Source organism: Paenibacillus sp. BIHB 4019 (assembly GCF_002741035.1).
GTDB lineage: Bacteria > Bacillota > Bacilli > Paenibacillales > Paenibacillaceae > Pristimantibacillus.
In genome coordinates, this window is record NZ_CP016808.1 from 3240368 (window position 1) to 3264135 (window position 23768).

At 49.7% G+C, this 23768-nt stretch carries 19 protein-coding genes; 9 read left to right on the plus strand and 10 right to left on the minus strand.

The annotated features are described in order from the left end of the window. Positions 1–19 precede the first annotated feature (19 nt). From BBD42_RS13800 to BBD42_RS13815, 4 genes are all read right to left on the minus strand, one after another. The gene (locus tag BBD42_RS13800; RefSeq protein WP_099518609.1) at positions 20–1129 is read right to left on the minus strand and encodes an ABC transporter substrate-binding protein; all 1110 of its coding nucleotides are present in this window, start codon (positions 1127–1129) and stop codon (positions 20–22) included. Positions 1130–1235: 106 nt separating this feature from the next. Continuing rightward, positions 1236–2117, minus strand: a complete 882-nt coding sequence (locus BBD42_RS13805) for an ABC transporter permease (RefSeq protein WP_099518610.1) — start codon at positions 2115–2117, stop codon at positions 1236–1238. Beyond that, complete coding sequence (locus tag BBD42_RS13810) at positions 2114–2860, minus strand: ABC transporter ATP-binding protein (protein ID WP_099518611.1); 747 nt, start codon at positions 2858–2860, stop codon at positions 2114–2116. The genes BBD42_RS13805 and BBD42_RS13810 overlap by 4 nt, the downstream gene beginning before the upstream one ends. Positions 2861–2983: 123 nt before the next feature. Next, on the minus strand, positions 2984–3679 hold the full coding sequence (locus BBD42_RS13815; RefSeq protein ID WP_237163473.1) for a GntR family transcriptional regulator: 696 nt from the start codon (positions 3677–3679) through the stop codon (positions 2984–2986). Between the two features lie 486 nt (positions 3680–4165). Here BBD42_RS13815 and BBD42_RS13820 point away from each other — a divergent pair, with 486 nt between their 5' ends. The 3 genes from BBD42_RS13820 to BBD42_RS13830 all read left to right on the plus strand — a co-directional run bounded on the left by BBD42_RS13820 (position 4166) and on the right by BBD42_RS13830 (position 7209). Further along, a complete protein-coding gene (locus tag BBD42_RS13820; protein ID WP_099521606.1) occupies positions 4166–5641 on the plus strand; it encodes an S-layer homology domain-containing protein in 1476 nt (491 codons plus the stop codon). A gap of 159 nt (positions 5642–5800) precedes the next feature. Next, complete coding sequence (locus tag BBD42_RS13825; protein WP_099518613.1) at positions 5801–6130, plus strand: PadR family transcriptional regulator; 330 nt, start codon at positions 5801–5803, stop codon at positions 6128–6130. Continuing rightward, entirely contained in the window at positions 6130–7209 is a 1080-nt protein-coding gene (locus BBD42_RS13830; protein WP_099518614.1) for a permease prefix domain 1-containing protein, read from the plus strand. Before BBD42_RS13825 ends, BBD42_RS13830 begins: the two co-directional genes overlap by 1 nt. Positions 7210–7341: 132 nt before the next feature. On the opposite strand, the gene BBD42_RS13835 is transcribed toward BBD42_RS13830, so the two are convergent. Beyond that, the gene (locus tag BBD42_RS13835) at positions 7342–8769 is read right to left on the minus strand and encodes an FAD-dependent oxidoreductase (protein ID WP_099518615.1); all 1428 of its coding nucleotides are present in this window, start codon (positions 8767–8769) and stop codon (positions 7342–7344) included. Positions 8770–9038: 269 nt separating this feature from the next. Here BBD42_RS13835 and BBD42_RS13840 point away from each other — a divergent pair, with 269 nt between their 5' ends. From BBD42_RS13840 to BBD42_RS13860, 4 genes are all read left to right on the plus strand, one after another. After that, the gene (locus BBD42_RS13840) at positions 9039–9692 is read left to right on the plus strand and encodes a response regulator (protein WP_099518616.1); all 654 of its coding nucleotides are present in this window, start codon (positions 9039–9041) and stop codon (positions 9690–9692) included. A 197-nt stretch (positions 9693–9889) separates the two neighbouring features. Continuing rightward, positions 9890–10954: a DUF4198 domain-containing protein gene (locus BBD42_RS13845; protein WP_099518617.1), complete on the plus strand. Its 1065-nt coding sequence runs from the start codon at positions 9890–9892 to the stop codon at positions 10952–10954. A 127-nt stretch (positions 10955–11081) separates the two neighbouring features. Beyond that, positions 11082–13661 (plus strand): CopD family protein, encoded by a 2580-nt coding sequence (locus BBD42_RS13850; RefSeq protein ID WP_172455495.1) that lies wholly within the window; start codon positions 11082–11084, stop codon positions 13659–13661. 345 nt (positions 13662–14006) lie between these two features. Next, the gene (locus BBD42_RS13860; RefSeq protein ID WP_172455496.1) at positions 14007–16001 is read left to right on the plus strand and encodes a methyl-accepting chemotaxis protein; all 1995 of its coding nucleotides are present in this window, start codon (positions 14007–14009) and stop codon (positions 15999–16001) included. 226 nt (positions 16002–16227) lie between these two features. Here the strand turns inward: BBD42_RS13860 and BBD42_RS13865 are convergent, their stop codons facing one another. The 5 genes from BBD42_RS13865 to BBD42_RS13885 all read right to left on the minus strand — a co-directional run bounded on the left by BBD42_RS13865 (position 16228) and on the right by BBD42_RS13885 (position 20906). After that, positions 16228–17394 (minus strand): MalY/PatB family protein, encoded by a 1167-nt coding sequence (locus BBD42_RS13865; RefSeq protein WP_099518621.1) that lies wholly within the window; start codon positions 17392–17394, stop codon positions 16228–16230. A gap of 21 nt (positions 17395–17415) precedes the next feature. After that, positions 17416–18156, minus strand: a complete 741-nt coding sequence (locus BBD42_RS13870) for an amino acid ABC transporter ATP-binding protein (protein ID WP_056037326.1) — start codon at positions 18154–18156, stop codon at positions 17416–17418. Between the two features lie 10 nt (positions 18157–18166). Then, on the minus strand, positions 18167–18835 hold the full coding sequence (locus tag BBD42_RS13875; protein ID WP_056037323.1) for an amino acid ABC transporter permease: 669 nt from the start codon (positions 18833–18835) through the stop codon (positions 18167–18169). A gap of 3 nt (positions 18836–18838) precedes the next feature. Continuing rightward, positions 18839–19654: a transporter substrate-binding domain-containing protein gene (locus tag BBD42_RS13880; protein ID WP_099518622.1), complete on the minus strand. Its 816-nt coding sequence runs from the start codon at positions 19652–19654 to the stop codon at positions 18839–18841. A 208-nt stretch (positions 19655–19862) separates the two neighbouring features. After that, positions 19863–20906 carry a LacI family DNA-binding transcriptional regulator gene (locus BBD42_RS13885; protein ID WP_099518623.1) on the minus strand — a complete coding sequence of 348 codons (1044 nt, stop codon included), beginning with the start codon at positions 20904–20906 and terminating at the stop codon, positions 19863–19865. Positions 20907–21111: 205 nt separating this feature from the next. Here BBD42_RS13885 and BBD42_RS13890 point away from each other — a divergent pair, with 205 nt between their 5' ends. Together BBD42_RS13890 and BBD42_RS13895 are read left to right on the plus strand one after the other, a co-directional pair. Continuing rightward, a complete protein-coding gene (locus BBD42_RS13890; protein ID WP_099518624.1) occupies positions 21112–21912 on the plus strand; it encodes an enoyl-CoA hydratase/isomerase family protein in 801 nt (266 codons plus the stop codon). A 74-nt stretch (positions 21913–21986) separates the two neighbouring features. Beyond that, the gene (locus tag BBD42_RS13895) at positions 21987–23585 is read left to right on the plus strand and encodes an acyl CoA:acetate/3-ketoacid CoA transferase (RefSeq protein WP_099518625.1); all 1599 of its coding nucleotides are present in this window, start codon (positions 21987–21989) and stop codon (positions 23583–23585) included. Positions 23586–23768: the final 183 nt, after the last annotated feature.

Here is a 23768-nt window from a genome sequence, read left to right on the forward strand (position 1 = left end):
CAGATACTCAGATACTCTGTTACTCGGTTACTAGCGCAGGATCAAGCGCTTTGAGCAAGCTCAGATCATGGTACGAAGCGAAATCAGGGATGTTTTTGATATTGCCTACACTTTTCAAATACTCGCCTACAGCTTGGCCGTTGCTTCCGTTAATGTAAGTATCATTTACTTCCATAGCATATACGTTGCGGTTCATAATCTCTCTAAGCTCATCTTCGGTTAAGTGCAGCTCGGGCGCCAATATTTTAATCGCTTCTTCCCGATTGTCATTAATGTAAGCTGTCGCTTTCTCTAGAGCGCCAAGCATCGCTTTAATCGTATTCGGGTTTTCCTTCAAATAGTCGTCGGTTACCTGCACCGTCGTATGCACGCTCATCCAGTTCACAGCGCCCGTTTTATCGGGAAGCTCGCTTTTTGTGCCGCTGAACAGAAACTTGCCGCCACCTTGAATCGCCTTCGTGATGAACGGCTCCCACGCTGCCATCGCATCGATAGACCCGTTCTGTAAAGCAACAACGGCATCGCTTGGCGCAAGGTTGACGTATTTGATTTTGCTCACGTCAACGCCAAGCTCCTTGCCCATATTATCGATGGCGAACTTGACATCTGCTCCGCTTGGAATGCCGATTGTCTTACCTTCCAGATCCTTAGCGCTTTTCAATTCCAGCTTGCTGGAGCCAACGACCGCCTGTGTTCCGGCAATTTGGGCTAGCGGCGCTACAATTTTCACGGGAATATTGGAGGATTTCAAAATAATATCCATAAAGTTCGTCTGAATGCTGACAGGAGCGCTGCCCCCTGCCACTAAAGGAGCAATATCCGGGCCGCTTTCAATGAGCTGGCTTGTTACATCGAGTCCTGCTTCCTTGAAGTAGCCAAGCTTGTCGGCAATAATTTGCTGGGAGGAAATTTGGGCGTCGCGAACGCCGACGAGTGTAACGGTTGTCGTCTCGGGAGTGTCATCGGCTGCAGCCTCAGGCGAGCTTGTTTCCGCAGCCGCGGCAGCAGGGGCAGAGCTAGCATTTCCGCTTGCGCTCGTAGCTTCTTCCTTCGCGCCGCATGCCGTCAGCGCCAATGCCAGAGCGGAAACGACCAATAATTGTTGAACCCATTTTTTCTGATTAGCCATCGTAATCTCTCCCTATACCCATTGTTTTTTGTCTCTAATTTCTAATTTCTGCTTTCTCGATGCTGCCAGCCGCATAAAACGGATCAAGCTCCCCTAGATGTGCGTGCTACTTCTCAACCGCTTCGCTCATCCCTCCTTTGCGCCAGCTAAGAACCTTGTTCTCCAACAGTTTCAGCAAGGCGGAGAAGATGCTATAAATCAAGCCAATAAAAATAATGGCAACGAACATATTGGAAATTTTAAAATAATTCCGTGCGTCTACGATAATATAGCCGAGCCCTGATTTGGCACCCATCATCTCGGAGACGATCAGGGCGGAGAAGGACAAGCCGAGGCTGACTCTGGCGCCGACGATGAAACTCGGAATGGCGGAAGGAAGCAGCACTCTTCTGAAAATTTGCCGTTCCGAAGCGCCAAGACTCATCGCCGAACGAATGAGGGTAGAAGGGACGGTTTTGAATCCGTCTACTGTATACACTAATACCGGAAGAAACGTCGTCCAGGCTATGAGCAGCACCTTAGGAAATTCGCCGATTCCAAACCAGATAATGATCAGAGGGAGCAGGGCGAGTGCCGGAATCGGACCTACTAAATTCAACAGAGGAGACATCCAGCGCTCCACCTGACGAAACTTGCTCATTAATACGCCGATGAAAACGGCAAGCACACAGCCGATAACAAAACCGGCGGCAATACGCAAAGTGCTGGACAGCAAGCTTTCAAAGAGAAGGCCTGTTTGCGCAAGTGCCCAAGCATCGCTAATAACGAGTGACGGGGGTGGGAGAAAAAGCGGATTGAACAGGGCGGCCTTCATATTTATTTGAGAAAAAACTTCCCATACAATGAAAAAGGCCAGATAAGGAACGAAATTCGATGTTCGCATAAAGCTGGAGCTAGGCTTAGCCTTCAATCTGCGTACAGCCTGTTGTGCCCCAAGCTTGCCCGCTTGCGCCCCCTCGGCTGTGAAAGAACCTGATGTCTCGCTCATTGTACGGCCTCCTCCAATTCATTCTCCATCAATACGTGCTCGATTCGCTGCATAGCCTCGCCGAAGCCGGGCATATCGAAGGTGCGGGGATGCAGAAGGTCGACTTTAAATTCATCAGCAATGACACCATTTTTCATAACGACAACACGGTCAGCCAAATAAATCGCTTCGCTTATGCTGTGTGTAACGAACAAAGTAGTGGGCTTTAGCTTTTCGCAAATGCGGCGCAGCTCTCTGCGCATCATGTCGCGGGTCAAAATATCCAAAGCTCCGAAAGGCTCATCCATCAGCAAAATATCGGGGGAGCTTGCAAGCGCCCGGGCAATGCCTACCCGCTGCTTCATTCCGCCTGACAATTCGGCTGGGTATTGATCCGCATATTTCTCCAAGCCAACGAGACCTAAAAACTGTCTGCCAACTTCCTTAGCCTCTGCTTTTCCCGCTCCTTGGACTTCCGGGCCAAAGCTTATATTTTCAAGTACCGTGTACCAAGGGAACAGAGCATGATCTTGAAAAACCATGCCGCGAGCTTTGGAAGGGCCGCGAATAAGCTCGCCATCTACGAGCAGCTCCCCTTCATCAGGCAGCAAATAGCCGGCGATCATATTAAGCAGCGTAGATTTGCCGCAGCCGCTATGTCCGAGAATGCATACGAACTCGTGTGCATCCACCGTCAAATGGACATTTTTCAATATCGTCCGTTCACCAAATCGCTTTCCTGCATTTCGCACCATCAACTTCATCGCTATCCCTCGCTTTCTACCATTCATGCCCGTCGTTGTATCCCATTTATGAAGGTATCCCATCCAACATGAAATCCAAGATTGGATACAATCCTGTGCAAAAAAAATGATCGGCCTGCCGACTCAGCTTTTCGCGCTGGCGTAATGACCGTTTGCCAAGCGGAAAACCTCGCTTAAGGACTGAGGAGCCGTTCCCTTTTCTTCGAACTGGAGCGTATCTTCGATTTCCTTTAAATGCTCGATCATCAAACGTTCCGCCTGCACCGCGTCGCCTTGCTCAATTAAAAGCACTAACCGTCGATGATCGCTGCAATGCATATGCTTGCTCATGCCATATAGGGCGATGATTACGTAGGTGAGCGATATAAGCTCCTCCAAATAGCGGTAATAATAATTATTGCCTGTAAACTCGGCGATTTTGAGATGGAAGTTGCCCGAGAGCCGCAGGGCGAGCAAAGGATCGCCGTTGTGATGGGCTTGATGCTCTTCATCAAGCAGCTTGTTTAACTGTCCGAGCTGATCGGCGGTCAGCTTTCCGCTTGCTTTTTTTACGCTGGAAGCTTCAATGACTCTGCGCATTTCGAAAACTTCCTTGGCCTCATCGACCGTAGGACATGCAACGAAAGTTCCCTTGTATGGAATCACCGTCACAAGCTTCTCGCCTGCCAGCTTGCGCAGCACATTGCGTACAGGCGTGCGGCTGACGCCGAACGATTCGGCAATAACCTCCTCGACAAGCTGCATGCTAGGGCGCAGCTTTTGCTGAATAATGGCATCTTTAATGGCTATATAAATATCAAGTTCATTTGCTACCCCCACAGGGAACATCTCCTTTCTAAGGTGGATCAGTCAAACGAAAGTGTTTGTTATGTTTTATAACATGAATAGTAATTTAAAAGCACGTTACAAGTCAATAGTTATTTTTGAATAGGGTGAAATGACGGATTTTTAAAAGATTCTTCAAAAATCCAACTGGTTTTAGCACATTTTCGTATAAATGCTTGTCTTTTTCGCTAGCTCACTTTTATTTCGCGGCATATTTATGTTATATAAACTAACACAAACCATTGATTAATAACTGTTTTTTCATTTGCAGATTGTCCTGCTTTTAAACTATAAAAAACACCTATATAGTGGTAGAATTGGATGAGTGAAATGAATGTGAAGGGTATAAAGAACTAGAGAGATATCATTTTGGGGTTATGCTTTTTATTTATTTTTATAACATAATAAAGTTGAGAGGGTTGAATCATCATTATTAAATTTTATTATCGTATCGGTGTAACAGGGTTGGTTATTCTGCTTATGTCATTGGTTTATTTGCCTGGGGAGCAAGGGGTATCAGCGAGAGCGCTTGTTCAAGAGTTCGCCGCAAGCTCAGCCGTTAAAGCGGATAACGCCCTTACACGAGCTGAGGCGGCCAGCATGCTGAGCCGGGTTACCCAATTGCCAAAGCCCGACATGGCGGATGCCGCATCGGTATTTCCGGACCTGGACAAGCACAGCAGCCGCAGCGATGTGCGCAAGCTCGTTGCCCTTGGAATGATTGCGAAAAATGACTACCCCAAAGGCTTCCAGCCTGACAAGGCGGTGACCCGCTTTGAAATCATGAAATGGATGGCTAGCGGACTTGCGGCATCCGACGAAAGCTTCAAGCAAGCACTGGCGGATACGGCGCATACGCTGCTGCCTACTCCTGAGACTTATAAGGGCGGCATTGCAGACAAGCAAATTCCGTATATCGCCGTTATTCGAGGAACGGGCATTATTACAGGGATGCAGGATGGCACGTTCCGGCCGGCTGATCCCGTTTCGAAGGCTGAGCTGGCCGCCAGTCTGCTCCGCTATAAGCGAGTGGAGGGCACCAAAGCTGAAGGCTATCAGGCTTTAAATGAGCTGCGGGAAGTGGGATTAACCGGCAGCAATCTGAGCAGCATTACGAAATTCAAATATGAAAGAGTAACCTATTTTAACAATGACGGAACCTACAAGCCTGAAGCTGTTGCTAGCGCGGGGATTGACCTGGAGCAGCACATTGATGTCAGCACCTTGGAGCCTTATCTGCGAATTCCTGGCATAGGATTGGATTACCACCATTTTGTAAATGGCTATAGCAAGCGCTACAAATTCGTTAGGCTGGAGGAGCTGGGAATGAGCCTGAAGGATGCGATAGCAGATGCTTATGACACAGGATATATGCCGCATCTTGGAGTAGAGGACCCGAGCAAGCTTAGCCAGAAGGATTTGAATTTGATATTGTCACACGAGGATGCTACTTTGAAGGTTGAGGGGAGCAGAATGCCGTTTACCTCCTTTGCCGATGTGGTCGACAGCCCAATCAAGGCCAAGAAGGTGGCTACGGCTAAGCTTCACCGAATGATTTTCGTTGATGTTCCCGTGACGGGCAAGGGGGAAGCGAAGGGTGTTTATGCGAACTATTTTGCGGATACCATCGCTTCGTGGGGCAAGCTTGATAACAGTGTTTATATGGCCTTCACGGAAATGACAATCCAGACCCATTCGGATAAAATGGATATTATGACCTTCTACGGCGCTATTGGCAATGGGAATGGGAACGGATTTTTCAAATTCAGCCGCCTTGCTCCCGAAACGTTGGACAAAAACGGGCTGACTACCGTTCCGATGGCTACTTCCACTTATTTTACTAAAGATAGCGTCAGACGCTTTTGGACCTTTGGCACCTATCTCAAAAAATACCGTGATCCAGTCCACCTCACAACCGACTCAGGAGCTTACTTTAGAGCGTATTACCAACCTTAATCGATTAATCGAAGCACCCCTTGTCCTCTCTCTATGAGAGCAAAGGGGTGCTTTTTCTCTTGTTGCACAAAGGGTTAACAGACTGTATAGCTATTTTAACCAACTACCTTGCATAGCAATGTATATAAATATATAATGTAGTTTAGGAGGTGACATCTTTTGCCAATTGAGAAAGAGATTTTGAAGGGGTATATCGATATTATTATTCTTTCGTTGCTGTTTGAAAAAGATATGTACGGTTACGAGATGGCTAAGATGGCTCATCATAAATCACAATTTGAATTAAAAGAAGGAACGATGTATTTGTCCTTGAAAAGAATGGAGAAAAACGGGCTTATTGAATCGTATTGGAATGACAGCGAGTCGGGGGGCAGCAGAAGGAAGTATTATAAAATTCTTCCCGAAGGCGTAGAACGATTGAGGCAGAAAAAACAGGAGTGGATTGAAATTAATCAAGTGCTTTCCACTTTTTTGGAAGGGGTCGAATAATGAAGCAAGTTGATGCATTTATTGATGAGCTCTACCAAAATGTACGGGATACCGCTCATGTGAGAGAGCTTAAGGAAGAAATGCGTGTCCACTTACTGGAGTCCATAGGCGAATTGCAAAGCCAGGGTCATTCTTTGGAAGAGAGTATTCGAACGGCCTTTGAAAAATTCGGCGATGTAGATAAACTGAAGAAGGAATTAACCGAAAATGATGTGATTCGCCGAACGAGAGCTAGGAGATTGTTAGCGCTCATTGTTTTGCTTGGCGTTTTAGGCTCCGCTATTTTACTTCTATATAGCATGTGGAACGACAATATTTCGCAAAACAAAGTAAACCGGGTTTTTGATGAGGTTAAAATATACGCAACTAGTGAGAAGGAAATGTCAGAGGAGCTTCTAGCCGGTATTTTGAAAAATAATGCGAGCATTTCGGCAATCGGGTTTAAACGGATTCCTGCTGGCAAAGCAAGTCTAGAGTATCCTTATGAATATACATACCCGGCGGGTACACCTATCGATTCTTATGGGGAATTTGCAAATTCTTCACCGAACGGCATTTGGTTTACGAACAACTATAAATATTCATTGCAGGCTCAAGGCAAGAATGGCCATGCAGATGTTGCTGTTGATGTGATGCTATGGAAATTTTCAAATAAATTTTATTTAGTAGGTTGTGGACTGCTTATTTTATATTGGCTGCTCTTTATCGTCTGGGCAACTACAAATTTGTATGTCAATCATACTCGAAAGAAATGGAAATGGATTGTCATCTTTACTTTTTTCAATGTAATTGGTTATTGGCTGTACATCGATGAAATTAAATCAGCGCAACTGAGAAGATCCTGGCTTTATATCAAAATGATTGTATGTCTCGTCGGATTATATATTGGATATCGAGGCATAACATTAATGCTGTTGCAGACAAGAAGTGAAAATATGGTTATTAATGAATTAGGTATTGATGTCCCATTAAACACGCAATCGCTTGTTATTTATGGAGCTGCATTCGTATTAGCGGGTATCTTCCTAGTTCTCATACCCTTCAAGATTCATAATAAACTGGTTTGGAAAAAGGGATAAAAACAATCACCAACTCTTATCCTTCTGTTATCCGTATGCTGCCTAAAGCATAAAACAAGGGCTGCCCCCAGAACGTTTAGTTCTAGGAATAGCCCTTGAAACTTGCTGTATTTTACTTATGCGCATCAGCTGTTAGATCGTTTTGGCAACCGAAGCAGCTTGTGTCTCTACTGCATCAGGAACAGCCGTCCGTGCTTGTGCTTGCGTCTCCACCTGCTCAGCAGGGGCAAGCGCTGCTGCTTGAAGCGCTGCTTGGTTAAGCAAGCTCCACGGCTTATTGTAATGCGGCTGGAAGAAGAAGTCGACGAAGCCAATCTCATCAATCGTCATGCGGTTTTGGATGCACACCGACATCGTATTCATCATTTGCGTCAGATCAGCCTTCGATAAAATTTGTGCGCCGACGACACGCTCGCTATCCGCTTCATAAACGAATTTCAGCGTGACCTCCTCAAACGTTGGCATAAATTCCGGACGGTAGTTTTCAACGATAGTGACAGTTTTCACATTCATTTCAGCAGCAAGTGCAGCTGTTTCAGTCAAGCCCGTCGATGCAATGTTGTAGTCAAAAAGCTTAATGGCCGACGTTCCTTGCGTGCCTAAATATTTCACGCGCGGCTGCAGCAGGTTTTTGCCGATAAGCGTTCCCATCCGGACGGCATTCGTAGCGAGCGGAATGTACGCATGCTGGCCAGTCGGGTTGTACATAACCGCACAGCTGTCTCCGGCAGCGAACACATCAGGCTTGCTGGTGCGCATATATTCGTCGACGATAATGGCGCCATTCGGCAGCATATCGACTTGGCCCTTCAGCAGCTCCGTATTAGGACGGAAGCCAATGCACATAATGACAAGATCGGCTTCATATTCGCCCTTGGTCGTCAAAATCTGCTTTACTGCTCCGTTCGTACCCTTGAAGCCCGTAACGGTCTGGTCAAGCGCAAGCTCGATGCCATGGGCGGCGAGATCCGTTTCGATCACATCGGTATATTCCTGATCCAAATATTTGTACAAAATGCGATCCATATTATCAATCAGCGTCACCTGTTTACCCAACTGCTCAAATGCTTCCACCAGCTCGATGCCGATATAGCCCGCGCCGATGACGGCAATGCGGTCCGCATATTTCGCTTTTTCGATAATCGTTTGGGCGTGGTTGTAGTTTTTGCATAACAGAATATTTTCAAGCTCCATGCCTTCGAGCTTCGGAATAATCGGCCACGAGCCCGTTGTCACGATGAGCTTGTCAAAGCTGTTTTCAAACGTTTCATTCGTCAGCAGATTGCGGACGGTGACGGTTTTTGCATCGGTATCGACGTTCAGCACCTCATGCTGCATATGCGTTTGAACGCCCATTACGGCAAGCTGCTCAGGCGAAGCATAGAAGAGCTTGGTCGGATCTTTGACGACGCCTCCGACATGAAGGGCGATGCCGCACGACAGGAAGGAAATGTTGTCATTTTTCTCGAAAACGGTAATTTCCGCCTCAGGGTGGAGCTTGATCATTTGATTAATAGCGGCAGTTCCTGCATGTGTACATCCAATAACGGTAACCTTCATAGTAAGGGCCTCCTCGAGTATATGTGAATGTTTTCACAACCATAATGTTTAATGTGAAATGATTCACAATGTGTTGTTGGTATTATCATAAAACATTCGATGCCTGAAAACAAGGTCGGAATTGTGAACTTTTTCACAAGGCATGGCATAGCCCGTTCGAGCCATGTTCAAGCGGGTTATTTTCAGCGACAATAAAGGTGTACAATATATAAATAGAAAAGTGCGGCAGTGGCGCAAAGCCAGACAGAATGAGAAAAGAGGGATGGGGCATGACCCAGCCGGTTCGAATATTGATTGTGGATGACCATCATCATGCACGCGAGGGCATTCGGGCGATTTTGCAGGCGGAGCCTTTGTTTGAGGTCGTCGGCGAAGGATGCAGCGGGCTTGAGGCGTTAGTGCTTACCGAGCAGCTGATGCCGGACTTGATTTTGATGGATATTAATATGAAGGAGATGGACGGGCTCGAAGCGACGAAAGAAATTAAAGCCCGCTACCCTTATGTGAAAATCGTGATTATAACCGTATCGGATGATATTACGCATCTGTTCGAGGCGCTTAAGAAGGGGGCGCAGGGCTATTTGCTCAAAAATTTAAATCCCGGCGCCTGGCGCGAATATTTGAAGGCCATTGCGCTGGACGAAGCGCCTTTGTCGAGGGAATTGGCGCAGCGGATTTTGCAGGAGTTCGCACTTGCAGGCGCGGGCAGGCAGCAGGCCGAGGAAAGTCCGCTCACGGCGCGTGAACAGGACATTTTGCGCTGTGTGGCGCAGGGGGCGGCCAATCGGGACATTGCCGGCATGCTGATGATTTCGGAGCATACCGTGAAAAACCACCTGAAAAATATTTTGCAGAAGCTCCATCTGGACAACCGCGTGCAGCTGGCAAAATATGCATTCGAGCAAGGGTATCTGCGGGACTAGAGCTCAGCACAAGCGACGCGCTTATAATCCTCTAATGAGGGGCTAATGCGTGACAGTGCCAGCGATCGGTCATCAAAGGTTCACAGCTTGGTCGCAAAGCTGATGCAGAATAGCCCTTTGTAGTCATTCTTTCCCTGAGGGCAGGCCGATATAATAGGATTTAGTTATCCAATATCGATGCTCAGGGGGCTATTTTAATGATCATTTGGAAAAAGAAACTGGCAGCCGCAGCGCTTGCCGCAGTACTAACATTCAGCGTATCGGCGACCGCGTTCGCCCATGACGGCTGGACGCAGACGAATGCGCCGATTATTGCACAGGGTGAGGTTGCGTACGTGGATTTGCTTTTTGGCAACCACTCAAACGATCACAAGAGCTATCGCATTACCGGACAATGGGGCGTAGACAGCTCCAAGGTTTATGTGACTTCTCCGGCAGGCGTGAAGACTGACATTACGTCGACGCGTTTTTACACAGGTGAAGCAGCTACAGAGACGGAGCCAGCCGTAAACAATGGTTTTGTCGCTTCCTTCTCGGCCGCATCTCCTGGAGCCTATATCGTGACGGGCGAATCGGACAGCGTGAGCACGACCTCGCTCAGCCGCTCGATGCGCAGCGCGAAATCGTTCGTCGCGATCAGCGATCTTCCTCTTATTGCGCGGGTCAGCGCGCTGAAAGGTTTTGCAAATCCGGTGAGCCTTGACCGTGCGGAATTCGTTCCGCAGTTCAATCCGGCAGCTGCCCTGCCAGGGCAGGAAGTAAAGGTGCAAATGCTGCTGAAAGGCAAGCCGGTAGCGGATGCCGAAGTGTCGCTCATTCGCCGCAGCAACTCCGAAGGGCAGACACTGACAACGGATGAGAATGGCATAGTGACTTATAAAACGGGAGCAGCCGACTATTACTTGCTGCGTGCTTCGACATCTACGGATGAGAGCAAAGAGGGTGAATATACGAAGGTCAATTATACGGCAACGATGACCTACACGGTGCAAAATGCAGGCGTTAAGCTGCCGGCAGGCAAAGTCAGCCCTATTCCTTATGTCTACGTCGATGGCAAGCTCGTATCCAGCGACAGCCTGACCGTTGTAAAAGGCTCAACGAACGCCAGCGCTGATTTCCTTAAACAGTATATTGATCCAAGCTACAGCAGCAAAAATCCCGCTTCCTTGCGTCAAACAGCAGAGAAAGCGGGAGCGGTTGTCGAGTTTTTGCCAGCAGTTGGCGACACCCGTTCAGCTGTGCTGATTTATACGAAAAAATAGAAGGCTTTAAGCGGCAGCAAGCCCCAGTGGTCTGCCCGCCATGGAACATCAAATGAAAGCAGCTGCCCAAAACGCGCAGCACTGCTCACGCATAGCGGGGTCGCCATTATTAGGCGGCTCTGTTTGCATGAGAAGGAAGGAGAGGCGAATGATTCCTCATAAGTTTAAAATAAACCTGCTAGCGCTGGCGGCGCTGCTGCTGTTTATGTTGTGCAGCCCGGCCCTTGCGGACGCGCATGCGAATATGGAGCGTTCGACTCCGCTCCAAGATGCCGAGCTAAGCGAATCGCCTTCATCGATTCGCATCCAGTATACGGAAGAGTTTGATCCGGATTTAAGCCGGATTGTACTGGAGGATGAGGCTGGCAATGCGATTAAAGGCAAGCTGTCTGCGGAGAAGGATAGATGGCTCGTGTATACGATTCCGAAGCTGTCGCCCGGTATTTATAAGGTGAAATGGCAGGTGCTGTCCGTGGACACACATGTCACGGACGGTTCGTTCCGCTTTGCGGTCGGCGTGCCGCTTGCGTCGACGAAGCCGAGCGATACGATCTCGCTCGATGGAGGCGCAAGCAATGCTTCGCCGTCACCAGCCGCAACGGCGAAGCCAAGCGCATCAGCCTCGCCGAGTGGTGCCGGAAGTGGGAGCTCTGGAAAGGGCAACGATGCTTCACCCGGAGCAGCCGGACAGCCTGGCAGCGGAAGCTCCAGCAGTGGCAACAGCGCCACAGGAGGTAAAGGCGGCAGCTCACAGGGCGGCGGTGCCGCTAACGGCAGCAGTGGGGGAGACACGGCATCTGGCGGAACAGCGGGTAGCGGCAGTTCCTCAGGAGGCAGCAACGCCGCGGATGGAACGGTAAAAGGCGGAGGCTCTTCTGCCGGAACCGGAGCGTCAGGAGGCAAGACGAATGGCGGCGGCAGCTCGACGAATTCGTCATCAAGTGCTAGCGCAGGAAACGGCGGAGCAGCTGGAAGCGAAGCGAATTCAGGGGCCGGAGCAGCTGAAGGTTCAGCCATCTCTGGCCAAGTAGGTACCGGCAGCGCAGCTGGCGGCAATAGCTCGTCAACGGGGCTGGGGGGACAAAACAGCTCGGCTGGAGCCGGGGGCAGCGAAGCATCCGCAGGAAGTGAAGAGGTAGCAGGCTCTGTTAAAAATAACGATGGAGACTCGGCAAACGGTGATGATGTTTTACCGGCTAATGGCGAGCAGCAAGCTGCAACGGGTGTTGATCCGTCTATCACTGCAACCGATTCGCCTGCTGTGACGGAAGGCGATTCAGCCTCTGGCGAGACGGCGCAAGCAGCGGATGCGTCACATGGGCATTCCATGTCTGGCGAACATGGAGCCGATTCTGACATGGAAATGGATGCGGACGGCAATATGATCGGCCATTCGGGCAACCATGATGCCGAGCATCAGACCGATTGGCGGACGGTTATTTACACGCTGCTGCGAATTATTGAGGTCATTGCAGCAGCTTCCATGGTCGCTTTTTTATATGCCAGATATGTGCTTTGGTCACGCGCTGACGAATCAGCGCTTCCAAAGCTGCTTAGCAAGCGAAGCGAGCGCCTCTTATTAATCGGTGCGGCAATAGCGCTTGGCGCCACAGGGTTTTTCCACGTATGGCTGTTGGCGGAGCAGCTAAGCGCATTCGATATGGGAAGCGGCAGCACGTTGTACCAAAAGATTTTATCCGCGACAATGGTGGGACGCGCAGCATGGCTGCGGCCTGCGTTGGCGGCGCTTATGCTGCTGCTGGCTTATGCGCCGCAGCGCGATGAACGCTGGGTAGCGCCGCTGAAATGGCTCATGGCCCTGCTGCTGACGGTGCTTTACCCATTAACAGGCCATGCCAATGCTTCCCCGTTGTTTTCGGCAGCGGTATTGTCGCATATTGTGCATATTTGGACGGCAGCGATTTGGTTTGGTGGTCTGATGGCTATTATTAGCGCCACCTTGAAGGCTAGTTTTCCGAGTGTCGAGGAACAGCAGCAGGCGCTGCATGAGATGATCAAGCGATTTTCGCGGGCTGCGCTGCCGATTATTATTTTGCTGGCAGCTACAGGCATCATCTTGTCCTTGCAGCGGCTTAACGTTTGGACGGAGCTTGCAAGCAGCAGTTATGGCCGCTTGGTTCTGCTCAAAACGCTGCTGCTGGTTGCCGTTATCGGCATTGGCGCCTATCATCGTTTTGCCCTAATGCCGCGTTTGGCAGCAGGGATGGGAAAAGGAGCAGCAGACAACAACTACGCTCATCCATTTATTCAGGCGGTGCGTATAGAAGCGCTGCTGGCGCTTGCCGCTTTTATCGTGGCTGGCATGCTGTCTTCCACCGCACCGCCAGAGCAGCCCGCCTATGCTGAACCCGTCTACTGGCATGTGATGGGCGATAAAGCCCATATGTCCATGCGAATTAAGCCTGAGGAGCAGGCTTATCAGCTTGACGTGTGGCTGCCGACCGGCATGGGCGCTCCAACCCAAATAGAAGTACAGGCGAAAGGTAATAGCGGGCAGGGAGAGGTGCAGGACATTCCTTTTGCGTTTAATAAAGGGGGGCCTGATCCTTACGGCTATGAAGGCTTTGACAAATATACGTATTTGTCGAAGGCCCCGGTGCCTGCGGTCGGCGATATATGGGATATGACGATTGTCATTACCGATCCAACAGGCGAGAAGCATCGCTACGAGAAGCGTATACCTTAATGTGCGGAATGAGCGATAACAGCAAGTGTGCGGCACTGCCATTTTGGCAAACGATCCAAACATAAATGATGAATATGGAATGGCTAGAGGAGCAAATACTGCTCCTCTTTCTTTATTTTATTTGCGTGTTAAGGAATAGAAAGGAAATTACGCCACTAGAATGGAATGATTTAGCATCCAGTTCGATCGTTAAGCAGCATTATGACGGGAACATTCATTTTTTTGTTGAAAATTTGTTACATTTGCATTGAAAAATCTATCAATTTCTAAATGAGGTTTGTCGACTATATTACATATACAATAAACACAAGCTGGGGAAATAACATCATGAAGGAGAAGAGAGAGATGAAGAAAAAATCGCAATGGAAGCAAAAGTTTTATATGAGGAGGCTCAGAGGAAGGCTTCTTCTCTACATTTCCCTGATGCTGATCTTTTCACTGCTCGTTTCTACATTCTTTTCTTATACCAATGCTAAAATTCAGCTTCAAGATAAAATGGGTCAAACAGCGGCTTCCACCGTATCCTCGCTCAATATGGCGATCGAACAAATCGTTGGGCTTGAGAAAGCCAATGTGAAGCAGCTAGCTTATTTGCTCTCATCGGAAGCCGTAGATGAAAAGGCTGAGACGACTCAGGCGCTGATCGACAATTTTACGGCAAACCATCCAGAGGTGGAAATTGTAACGCTGGGCAATGCGAATGGCAGCTGGATGAAATCGCCGAATCCGGGGCAGGAGGATTATGATCCGCGGGAGCGCTCATGGTACAAGGCGATTATGGCGGCTCCGGGAGAGGCCATCGTTTCCCCGCCGGGCTTATCAGCAACGACGAATAAATATACGATTACCGTATCACAAACGTTTGCCGATGGTCAGGGCGGCGTTACGGTTGCTTTGAGCGTAGAAGCAATCGGGCAATTAATTCAAAACGTTAAAATTGGTTCAGAGGGTTTTGTTTATTTGATGGATCAGCAGGGCGTTATATTAGCACATCCTACAATCGAAGTGGGCACACCTGTTGATAATGAAGGCATCCGGTCCATACTGCAGCAAGATAGCGGAGAGCTCTTTTACAACGATCCGATTAACAATGTGGAACGCAAAGCTTTTTTTGTAACGAATAAGGATACCGGATTAAAACTGGTTGGGGCTCTGCCAACTGAGGAGTTTACTGAGGCTGCGCTGCCTATTTTGCTTAATTCGTTCCTCGTCATGGTCATTTCGCTGGTTGCGGCTTTTGTCATCTTATTTTTTATTATCCGGGCGATTACAAGGCCAATCGAGCAATTGAACCGTGCAGCTAGACGGGTAAGCGAAGGTTATTTGCAGGAAAAAGTCGAGACGAAGCGCCGGGATGAAATCGGTGAGCTAGCTGGAAATTTCAACGCGATGGTCGATTCGCTGCGCGGTATAGTAATGGAAGTGGCAGATTCGTCGAATCAGCTTGCCGCTGCCAGCCAGGAGCTTAGCGCTAGCACAACGGAAAATACGAAGACGGTGGAGCTTGTGTCGGAACTGATCGGCGGAGCAGCTCAAGGGGCGGACAATCAAGCGCGCATGACGGATGAAACGCGCAGAACGATGGAGGAAATGGCGATTGGCATTACGAGAATTGCTGAAGCATCGTCCGAAATTGTGCAATCGTCAAAAGAGACCGAGCAGAATGTCGCAGAAGGCAGCGATAAAGTGCAGGAAGTAACGGTTCAAATGAGAAAAATCGGCGAATCGATCGACCAATCCTCCGCGCAGATTGAGCAGCTGCATGATCTTAGCGCGCAGGTGACGCAGATGAGCACAGCGATAGCAGGCATTGCCAAGCAGACGAATCTTTTGTCGCTTAATGCGGCCATTGAAGCCTCACGGGCGGGCGATCACGGCAAAGGCTTTGCCGTCGTTGCACAGGAAGTGCAGAAGCTGGCAGACCAGACGAAAACGACAGCCGATCAAATATTGGAGACGATTGGCCAGATGACGAAGCTGGTTGCAGCTACTTACGATATGATGAAATATAAAGTTTCCGAGGATATGCGGGGAGGACTGCGCATAACGGAGGAAGCGGGGCAGGCGCTGGCAAGCATTGAACAATCCACGAGGCTGATTGTCCAGCAAATTCATGATGTATCGGCGGTAACCGAGGAAATGTCGGCAAGCGCCGAGGAAGTAGCGGCGTCGATTCATGAGGTTTCGGGCATTGCGAACGAGTCGTCACAATCATTCCGCCAAGTGACGCAAGCTGGCAATCAGCAGCTTGATGCGATGGAGGGCATCTCTTCATCGGCAGTCGGCCTATCTGAAATTGCTTCCGAGCTGCAAAACAAAGTAGGCAGCTTTAAGTTGTAAGCTGCGACCGCACGATAGCAAGAGCACGATAGCACGCCTGATTAGCGTAGAAAAGATATAAGACAGAACTAGATATAAGCAAAAAACCGTCCTGCGCAGCCTAGTGGCTGCCATGCAGGACGGCTTTTTGCTTATGGTGCGCGGCTGTCCGCTATTGTCAAAGCCAAACATCGCAGCTGTTCGCGAAGCGAGCAGCACAGCCTATTACCGCCGCTTAAGCGAGAGGTTACCCTAGCTTGGAAACGGCTTGCTTCATTTGGTTAAGCGCTCGTTCCAGAACCGCTTTCGGGAAGCCGATGCTCATGCGAAGAAAGCCTTCGCCATTGCCGCAGGAGGAGCCATCCCTGAACGCAATTTTTGCCTCCCGCATAAAATAAGGGGCAAGCTGCTCCGGAGGAAGGCCCAGCTCACGAGCATCAAGCCATAATAAATAGGTGGCTTCCGGCTGAATGAGCTTGATTTGCGGAATATGCTCCCGCAAATATTCCCCTACAAACCGCACATTTTCCTCCAGGTACGCAACAAGCTGGTCTACATAGTAGCCGCCATGCCAATAGGCGGCCTCCAGTGCCACTATGCCGAATACGGGACGGTCAATCGCTTTGTTGTTGATGAGGGCAATGCGGAAAGCTTCACGCCAGCGCTCATTAGGAATGATAGCGGCAGATGCGCGCATGCCTGCGAGGTTGAACGTTTTGCTCGGATTGACGGTGACCATGCATTGCTGAGCGATTTCTTCCGAAATGGATGGCAATGGTATATGGGTAAACGCCTCGTAAGCCAGATCAGCATGCACCTCGTCTGCGATAACGAATACATGGTAGCGCAAGCAAAGCTCGGCGATTCTGGTCAGCTCAAGCTTTGTCCAGCAGCGCCCGACCGGATTATGCGGATTGCAAAGCAGCATCAGCTTCGTACGCGGGTTGCTGAGCTGGCGTTCCAAATCCTCAAAGTCGATCTCGTAACGTCCATTGTGCAGCTTGAGCGGATTTTCCGCCTTAATGCGTCCGCTATTATCGATCAAGCTGTGGAAAGCATGATAGACAGGCGTCTGAATCAACACCCGGTCGCCAGGCTGAGTGAAGGCTTGGACGGCAAATACGAGGGAAGAACCAACAGAGGGGGAATACTCGACCCATGCTGGTTCTATAGGAAATTGAAAGCGGCTTGCCATCCAATGCTGGACAGCAAGCGCCAGTCCTTCGCTTTCGGCCACATAGCCAAACATGCCATGGTCTACCCGTGCAGCGAGCGCATCAATAATGGGCTGTGCCGTGGTGAAATCTGTTTCGGCCAGGTGCATAGGCAGTACATCTTCTGGAAATAGGGTATGCATTTGTGAATCGGTATGACGTCGATCGAGCTGTACGCTAAAATTATGTGTGCGAGTCATCGTTTGCCTCTTCCCCTGTCGTCAGTTTTTGGAAAAGACCGTTCCTAAAAATTTCTTCGTCCGTTCCTGCTGTGGTTGTCCAAACAGGCTTTGCGGATCGCCTTCCTCGATAATCGAGCCATCCGCCATAAAGATGACGCGGTCAGCAATTTCTCGGGCGAAGGACATTTCATGGGTCACAATCAGCATCGTTGTGTCCGTATCAACGATCGAGCGGATGACCTGCAGCACTTCCCCTACAAGCTCAGGGTCAAGCGCCGAGGTCGGCTCATCGAGTAAAATCACCGCAGGATTAACGGCCAGTGCACGAGCAATCGCTACGCGCTGCTGCTGTCCGCCGGACAACATGGCAGGATAGCTATTCGCCTTGCTTGCCAGCCCTACTTGATCCAGCAGCTTGTGGCCGAGTGCTTCGGCATCGGGCTTGTTCATCTTTTTGGTGACAATGAGCGCTTCAATGACGTTTTGCAGCGCCGTTTTATTTTTGAATAAATTATAATGCTGGAAAACCATCGCTGATTTTTGTCTCAAGGCGTAGGCATCCGATTTCTTCAGCCTTCTCGCATCGACCTCAAAGCCATCGATTTCAATATGGCCGGCATCCGGCGTTTCCAGCAGGTTGAGGCAGCGAAGCAGCGTGGACTTGCCCGAACCAGAAGGTCCAATAATCGCAACAACCTCGCGGCGCTTCACTTCCAGATTGATTTGCTTCAGCACCTCGTTATCGCCGAAATGCTTGCTTAACCCGCTCACTTTTAGCATAACAGAACTCCTATCGATAAGGCTTGCTCATTGCCTTTTCCAATTTTCCCTGCAGCATGGTCAGCACGATCGTTACGGCCCAATAAATGAGGGCAACGGCGATATAGCTCTCCAAAAAACGGAAGGAGTTGCTGGCCAAAATTTTCGTTTGCGCAAAAATGTCGGTCACACCAACTGTAAAGGCGAGCGAGGACTCCTTGACCAGCATAATCAAATAGTTGCCTAGACTCGGAACGGCAACCCGCATCGCTTGCGGCAAAATGACCCGGCGGAAGCCCTGCCATTTGGTCATCCCGACAGACAGGCAGGCTTCCATTTGCCCGCTGTCGACTGCATTCAGCGCCCCGCGGAATTCTTCCGCCAAATAGGCGGCATTTTTAAAGCTGAGGGCAATGATCGTTGCGGTAATCGCATCAATAAAGGTGAATTCCGGAAAAATTTGCGGGATTCCCACATAAAAGATAAACAGCGTAACTAAGGTAGGCACCGAGCGGAAGAAGGAAATGTATACCTTCGCCACCGGCGACAAAATAAAAATTTTATTGTTAATGATGAGCGCCAGCACAATACCCATAAGACATGCGAGAAGCATCGAGCCGACCGCCAGCATCAGCGTCATCGGCAAATACTTCAGCAGCTTGGGTATCGCTTCGAATATAAACGCTGTATCGAAATTCATCGATTAGCTAGCCTTGCTGATGTCTTGTTTCAAATGTTCATTGGACAGCTTCGTCAGTGTGCCGTCTTTTGCAAGAGCCTCAAGCGCTTCGTTGAAGGAATCACGCAGCTTCTTGCCTTCTTCGGTGTTAGGGAACGGGAATGCTTCCTCGTAAGTGTAAACGGGATCTCCCGCTTTTTTCAAAGCAAGGCCTGAGTTGTCGATCAGCAGCTGTGCACCGGCGCGGTCCATAATATAAGCATCGATCCGTTTCAGCGCAACATCGTTGAGGATGACGCTTGGATCTTCATAGGTTGTAATGTTCAGCTCGTTGTTAGGATCATTGGCGCGCAAGTACGCTTCTTTGCTTGTACCAACGTCAACACCGATCTTCTTGCCTTTCAAATCGGCCAGCGTTTTGATGGAATCATCATCCGCACGGACGATCAGCTGTGCTCCGGAATAAATATAAGTGTTGGAGAAGATATATTTTTCTTTACGTTTTTCATTAGCTTCCACTTGGTTGGCGATCGTGTCGATTTTGCCAGCATCCAGCATGCCGAACATGCCTGCCATATCAGCAGTCGTCCAGTTTACTTTCGTGTAGCCCAAATATTTGGCAACAGCTTCTGCTACAGCAATATCGTATCCTTCCAGCTTGTCTCCGTCTTTCTTGGAGAATCCAATGCTGACGCCGAACGTAGCCAGATTTAATTCTTTGCTTTCTGCTTTGTTGCCGGAGCTAGCGCTTTCAGAATCATTAGTCGTTTTCGACCCGCATGCTCCCAGTACTAACGTCATGGCAAGCATTAATAAGACCACACTTTTTTTTCCAAACATGTTGACAAAAGCCTCCTCTTAGTAGATCGATCTAATTATAAGCCAAACGTGTCCGGGTGCTGCTGTAGCCAGCGAAACCGTTCGCGCTTGATTCTATTAGTAAATAAACGCGTAACGTCTATTTCCTATTAGTTTTGTTGGAATTATAGCAAGTTAAAAATTGAATGTCAATGACCATTTCGCCATCTAAATGACGGGGGTGCATTGATTAATGCACGCCCATAAAATGTGTCGAGGATTCGCGGATAACAAGCTTTGGCGGCAAAATAATTCTAGCCGTCTCCTGGGGTGCTTGCGCCTCGCTGCTGATTCGTTGGTGCAGCAGGTTCGCGGCCTCGATTCCCCACTGGCCGGAGCCAACGGCAACGGTAGTCAGGCCGGGGTTTGCAGTAGCGGCTTCTTTAATATCATCAAAACCTACGAGTGCCATATCTTTGCCGGCAACAAGCCGATTTTCCCTAAGGCCGACGATGACGCCAAGCGCGACGATATCGTTATGGCACAGCGCCGCTGTAGGCAGCTTGTCCTGCCGGATCAGCTGGTTAATAATGATAGCGCCACTCTCGCGCGTAGGCGGGCCAGGAATAATATGACGCTGATCGGTGGGGATGCGTGATTCCTCAAGTCCTTCCAGGTAGCCAGCTAGCCGCTCATTATAAGCAGAGGTATGAGGCGTACCGCCAAGCAAAGCAATGTGCTTATGCCCTTGGTCAGCCAAATGCCGGACAGCCATCTTCGTGCCCCATTGGAAGTCAGTGCCGATATAATCAACGCGTGCTCCGGAAATTTCACGGCCGATAAGGACGCAGGGGACGTTTAATTGTTTCAGTCGGGCAAATACAGCAGGGTTTGTACCCGCAACTGGAGCCATAATAATGCCGCAAACATGGTGCTCCAGCATCGTCTCCAGTATTCGCTCCTGCTTGCTTTCGGATTCAAAAGTCATGCCAAGCAGCGTTGTATAGCCGAGTTCATCGAGTCGATCCTGCAAATTGGTGAGCAGCTCAGAGAAGAAGGGATTGCCGATATCCGTAATAATGATGCCCACAGTAGAAGAGCGTCTGGAGCGAAAGCTTGCTGCGACGCGATCATAGACATAACCGAGCTTATTCATCGATGCAAGAACCTTCTGTTTCGTCTGCTCAGTAATGGACGTACTGCCTCTGACGACGAGCGATGCCGTAGCACGTGATACGCCTGCATCCTTCGCGACATCCTGAAGCGTTACGCGTTTTTCTTTTTTATCGCCCACAATCAGTCACACCTCTCATTAGTGAAAATTATAGTACATAATCGCAGCTTATGGAATGACTATAGATTCCCCATCCAGCTGTTGACAGGGGGGATGCCGTTTTTTATAATCAATGGAAAGATTAGATCGATCTAATGACGAACGGCAGCTGTTCAATAGGACAGCAAAATATATTTTATAATCTCATATTAAGGTGGTTTTTGTCATGTCAGCAAATCCGGGAATTGAATTTCACAAGGAAGGCCGTATCGGAATTATTCGCTTCAACAATCCTCCGCTGAACTTGGGGACGAATAACGGGCTTGCACTGCTTGAGAAGATTTTAGCCGATATTGAGTCGGATGGGGAGCTGCGCGTGGTTGTGCTTACCCATAATGGCAAAGTTTTCTCGGCGGGCTCAGACATGAATGAAATACAGCAGCATTTGGACAAAGATACGTATGTCAGCGACAAAATGGAAGGCGAGATCCGGTTGCGGACCCGCCTATCCGTCCTTCCGATTCCGACGATTGCCGCGCTGGACGGCTCTGCCTATGGCGGCGGTTTCGACTGGGCGCTTAGCTGCGATATGCGGGTAGCTGCACCTCATGTTGTGCTGTCCTTGCCGGAGGTAAACATTGGCTCATTCCCAGGAAGCGGCAGCGCCTATCGGATCACCCGTCTCATCGGAGCAGGAAGAGCGATGCAGTTTATGCTGTTCGCCAAGCCGATGACTGCGCAGGAAGCGCTTAGCTTGGGCGTAGTCAACGAGATTGCAAACGAAGGAACCGCTTATGAGCTGGCCTATCGTTGGGCAGAGGAAATCGCCGCAAAATCCGGCTCGGCCGTCCGCGCGGTAAAGGAGGCGCTTACCCGCATTTATATGCCGGAGCAGTCATGGCTTGATTTGACGCAGCTCGATATTTCGCAAAAGGTTGCGGAAAGCGAAGATTTCAAGGAAGGCATGCAAGCCTTCTTCGAGAAGCGTCCTCCTGTTTTCGCAGGCGACGCCGTTCAGAAAGTGTAATATTTTAACCGCTGATTTGCTCGACTTATCCAGCAGCACAGACGAAAGCAGCCGAAGAAGGAGAATTATCCATCATGTCTAATGCAACTTTGAAAAAAAGAACCGGTCCGGTTCCCATTTTGACCGCTGATGAGGCCGTGCGCCTCATTCCTGACAGTGCCACGGTCGCATTTAGCGGCGCTGGCGGCGGGATTGTCGAGGCAACCGCTGTTATTGAAGCACTCGCAGACCGCTATCATAAAGAGCAGCAGCCGAGCGGGCTGACTTATCTTCACACAACCGGTCTCGGTGACCGGGCAGATCGAGGCATGAGTCCGATCGCCATTGCAGGCTTGTGCGCCAAAGCGATTGGCGGGCATTGGGGGCAGTCGCCGCGAATGTCGGAGCTTGCCGAGACGAACCAAATTGAAGCGTATTGCTTCCCGCAAGGCGTCATCACGCAGCTGTTCCGCTCCACGGCAGCGGGGCATCCTGGTATTTTGAGCCATGTTGGGCTTGGCTCCTTTGTCGATCCTCGCCAGCAAGGCGGAAAGCTGAATGAGCGTACGACGAAGGAGCTTGTCCGCCTGATGGAAATCGACGGCAAGGAATGGCTGTTCTATCCGTCCATTAAGCCGGATGTCGCGATTATTCGTGGTACGACTGCTGATACAGACGGTTATATTACGATGGAGGATGAACCGACTTTTCTGGATGTGCTCAGCATTGCACAAGCTACGAAAAATAGCGGCGGCATCGTCATCGTACAAGTGCAGCGAATGGTTCAAGCTCGCTCACAGCATCCGAAAACGATCAAAATTCCCGGCTTCCTGGTCGACGCCGTCGTCGTCGTTCCAGAGCAAATGCAGACGTACCAGACGGAAAGCAACCGCTATATGAGCGGCGATTTGCTTGCCGTGCAGGGCGGTATCGAGCCATTGCAGTTAACCGAACGCAAAATCATTGCAAGGCGTGCGCTCATGGAGGCATTCCCTGGAGCCGTAGCCAATCTGGGTGTCGGCATTTCCGATGGTGTTGGCTATGTGGCAGCCGAGGAGGGCGTTGGCGAAGCGTTGACGTTTACGGTGGAGCTGGGTCCGATTGGCGGCACGCCAGCGAAGGGCATTATTTTTGGCGCGACGATCAGCCCTAGGGCGGTGCTTGATCAGCCGTACCAGTTCGACTTTTATGATGGCGGCGGTCTGGATGTCAGCTTCCTGAGCTTTGCTGAAATGGACCAAGCGGGCAATGTGAACGTTCATAAGTTCAATGGGAAAATTATGGGCGTGGGCGGTTTTATCGACATTGCCCAAAATTCCAAAAAGGTCGTGTTCAGCGGCACCTTTACCGCTGGCGGCCTCTCTGTTCAAGTAAATGACGGCAAGGTCGACATTGCAAAAGAAGGACGCTTCCGCAAAATCGTGCCCGCGCTCGCGGACATTTCCTTCAATGGCGTCGAGGCGGCGCAAAACGGCAAGGAAGTTATTTTTATTACGGAGCGGGCGGTATTCCAGCTTACGGCACGCGGCTTAATGCTTTGCGAGATTGCCCCGGGAATCGACTTGCAGCGGGATATTCTTGATCTGCTGGCGTTTGAGCCGCTCATTTCGCCGGAGCTCAAGCTGATGGATGCAAGGCTGTTCCAAGAGGAGCCTATGGGTCTCAAGCAAGAGTGGAATGCTGCTACAGTATGATTCGCTGCAGTATGATTGGTTGTCTGGCTGTTGTCCGTACTACGAATTGTAATCCAGCCATAGGCTGAGTCACATTCGTCTGAACTACCCAAAGTCCAATCCACTCCAACATACTTCCGCCTGCAATTAAATTGAAGAGCAGAAAAGAAAAGAAAAGAAAAGAGCTATAACAGTTTCTAAGGC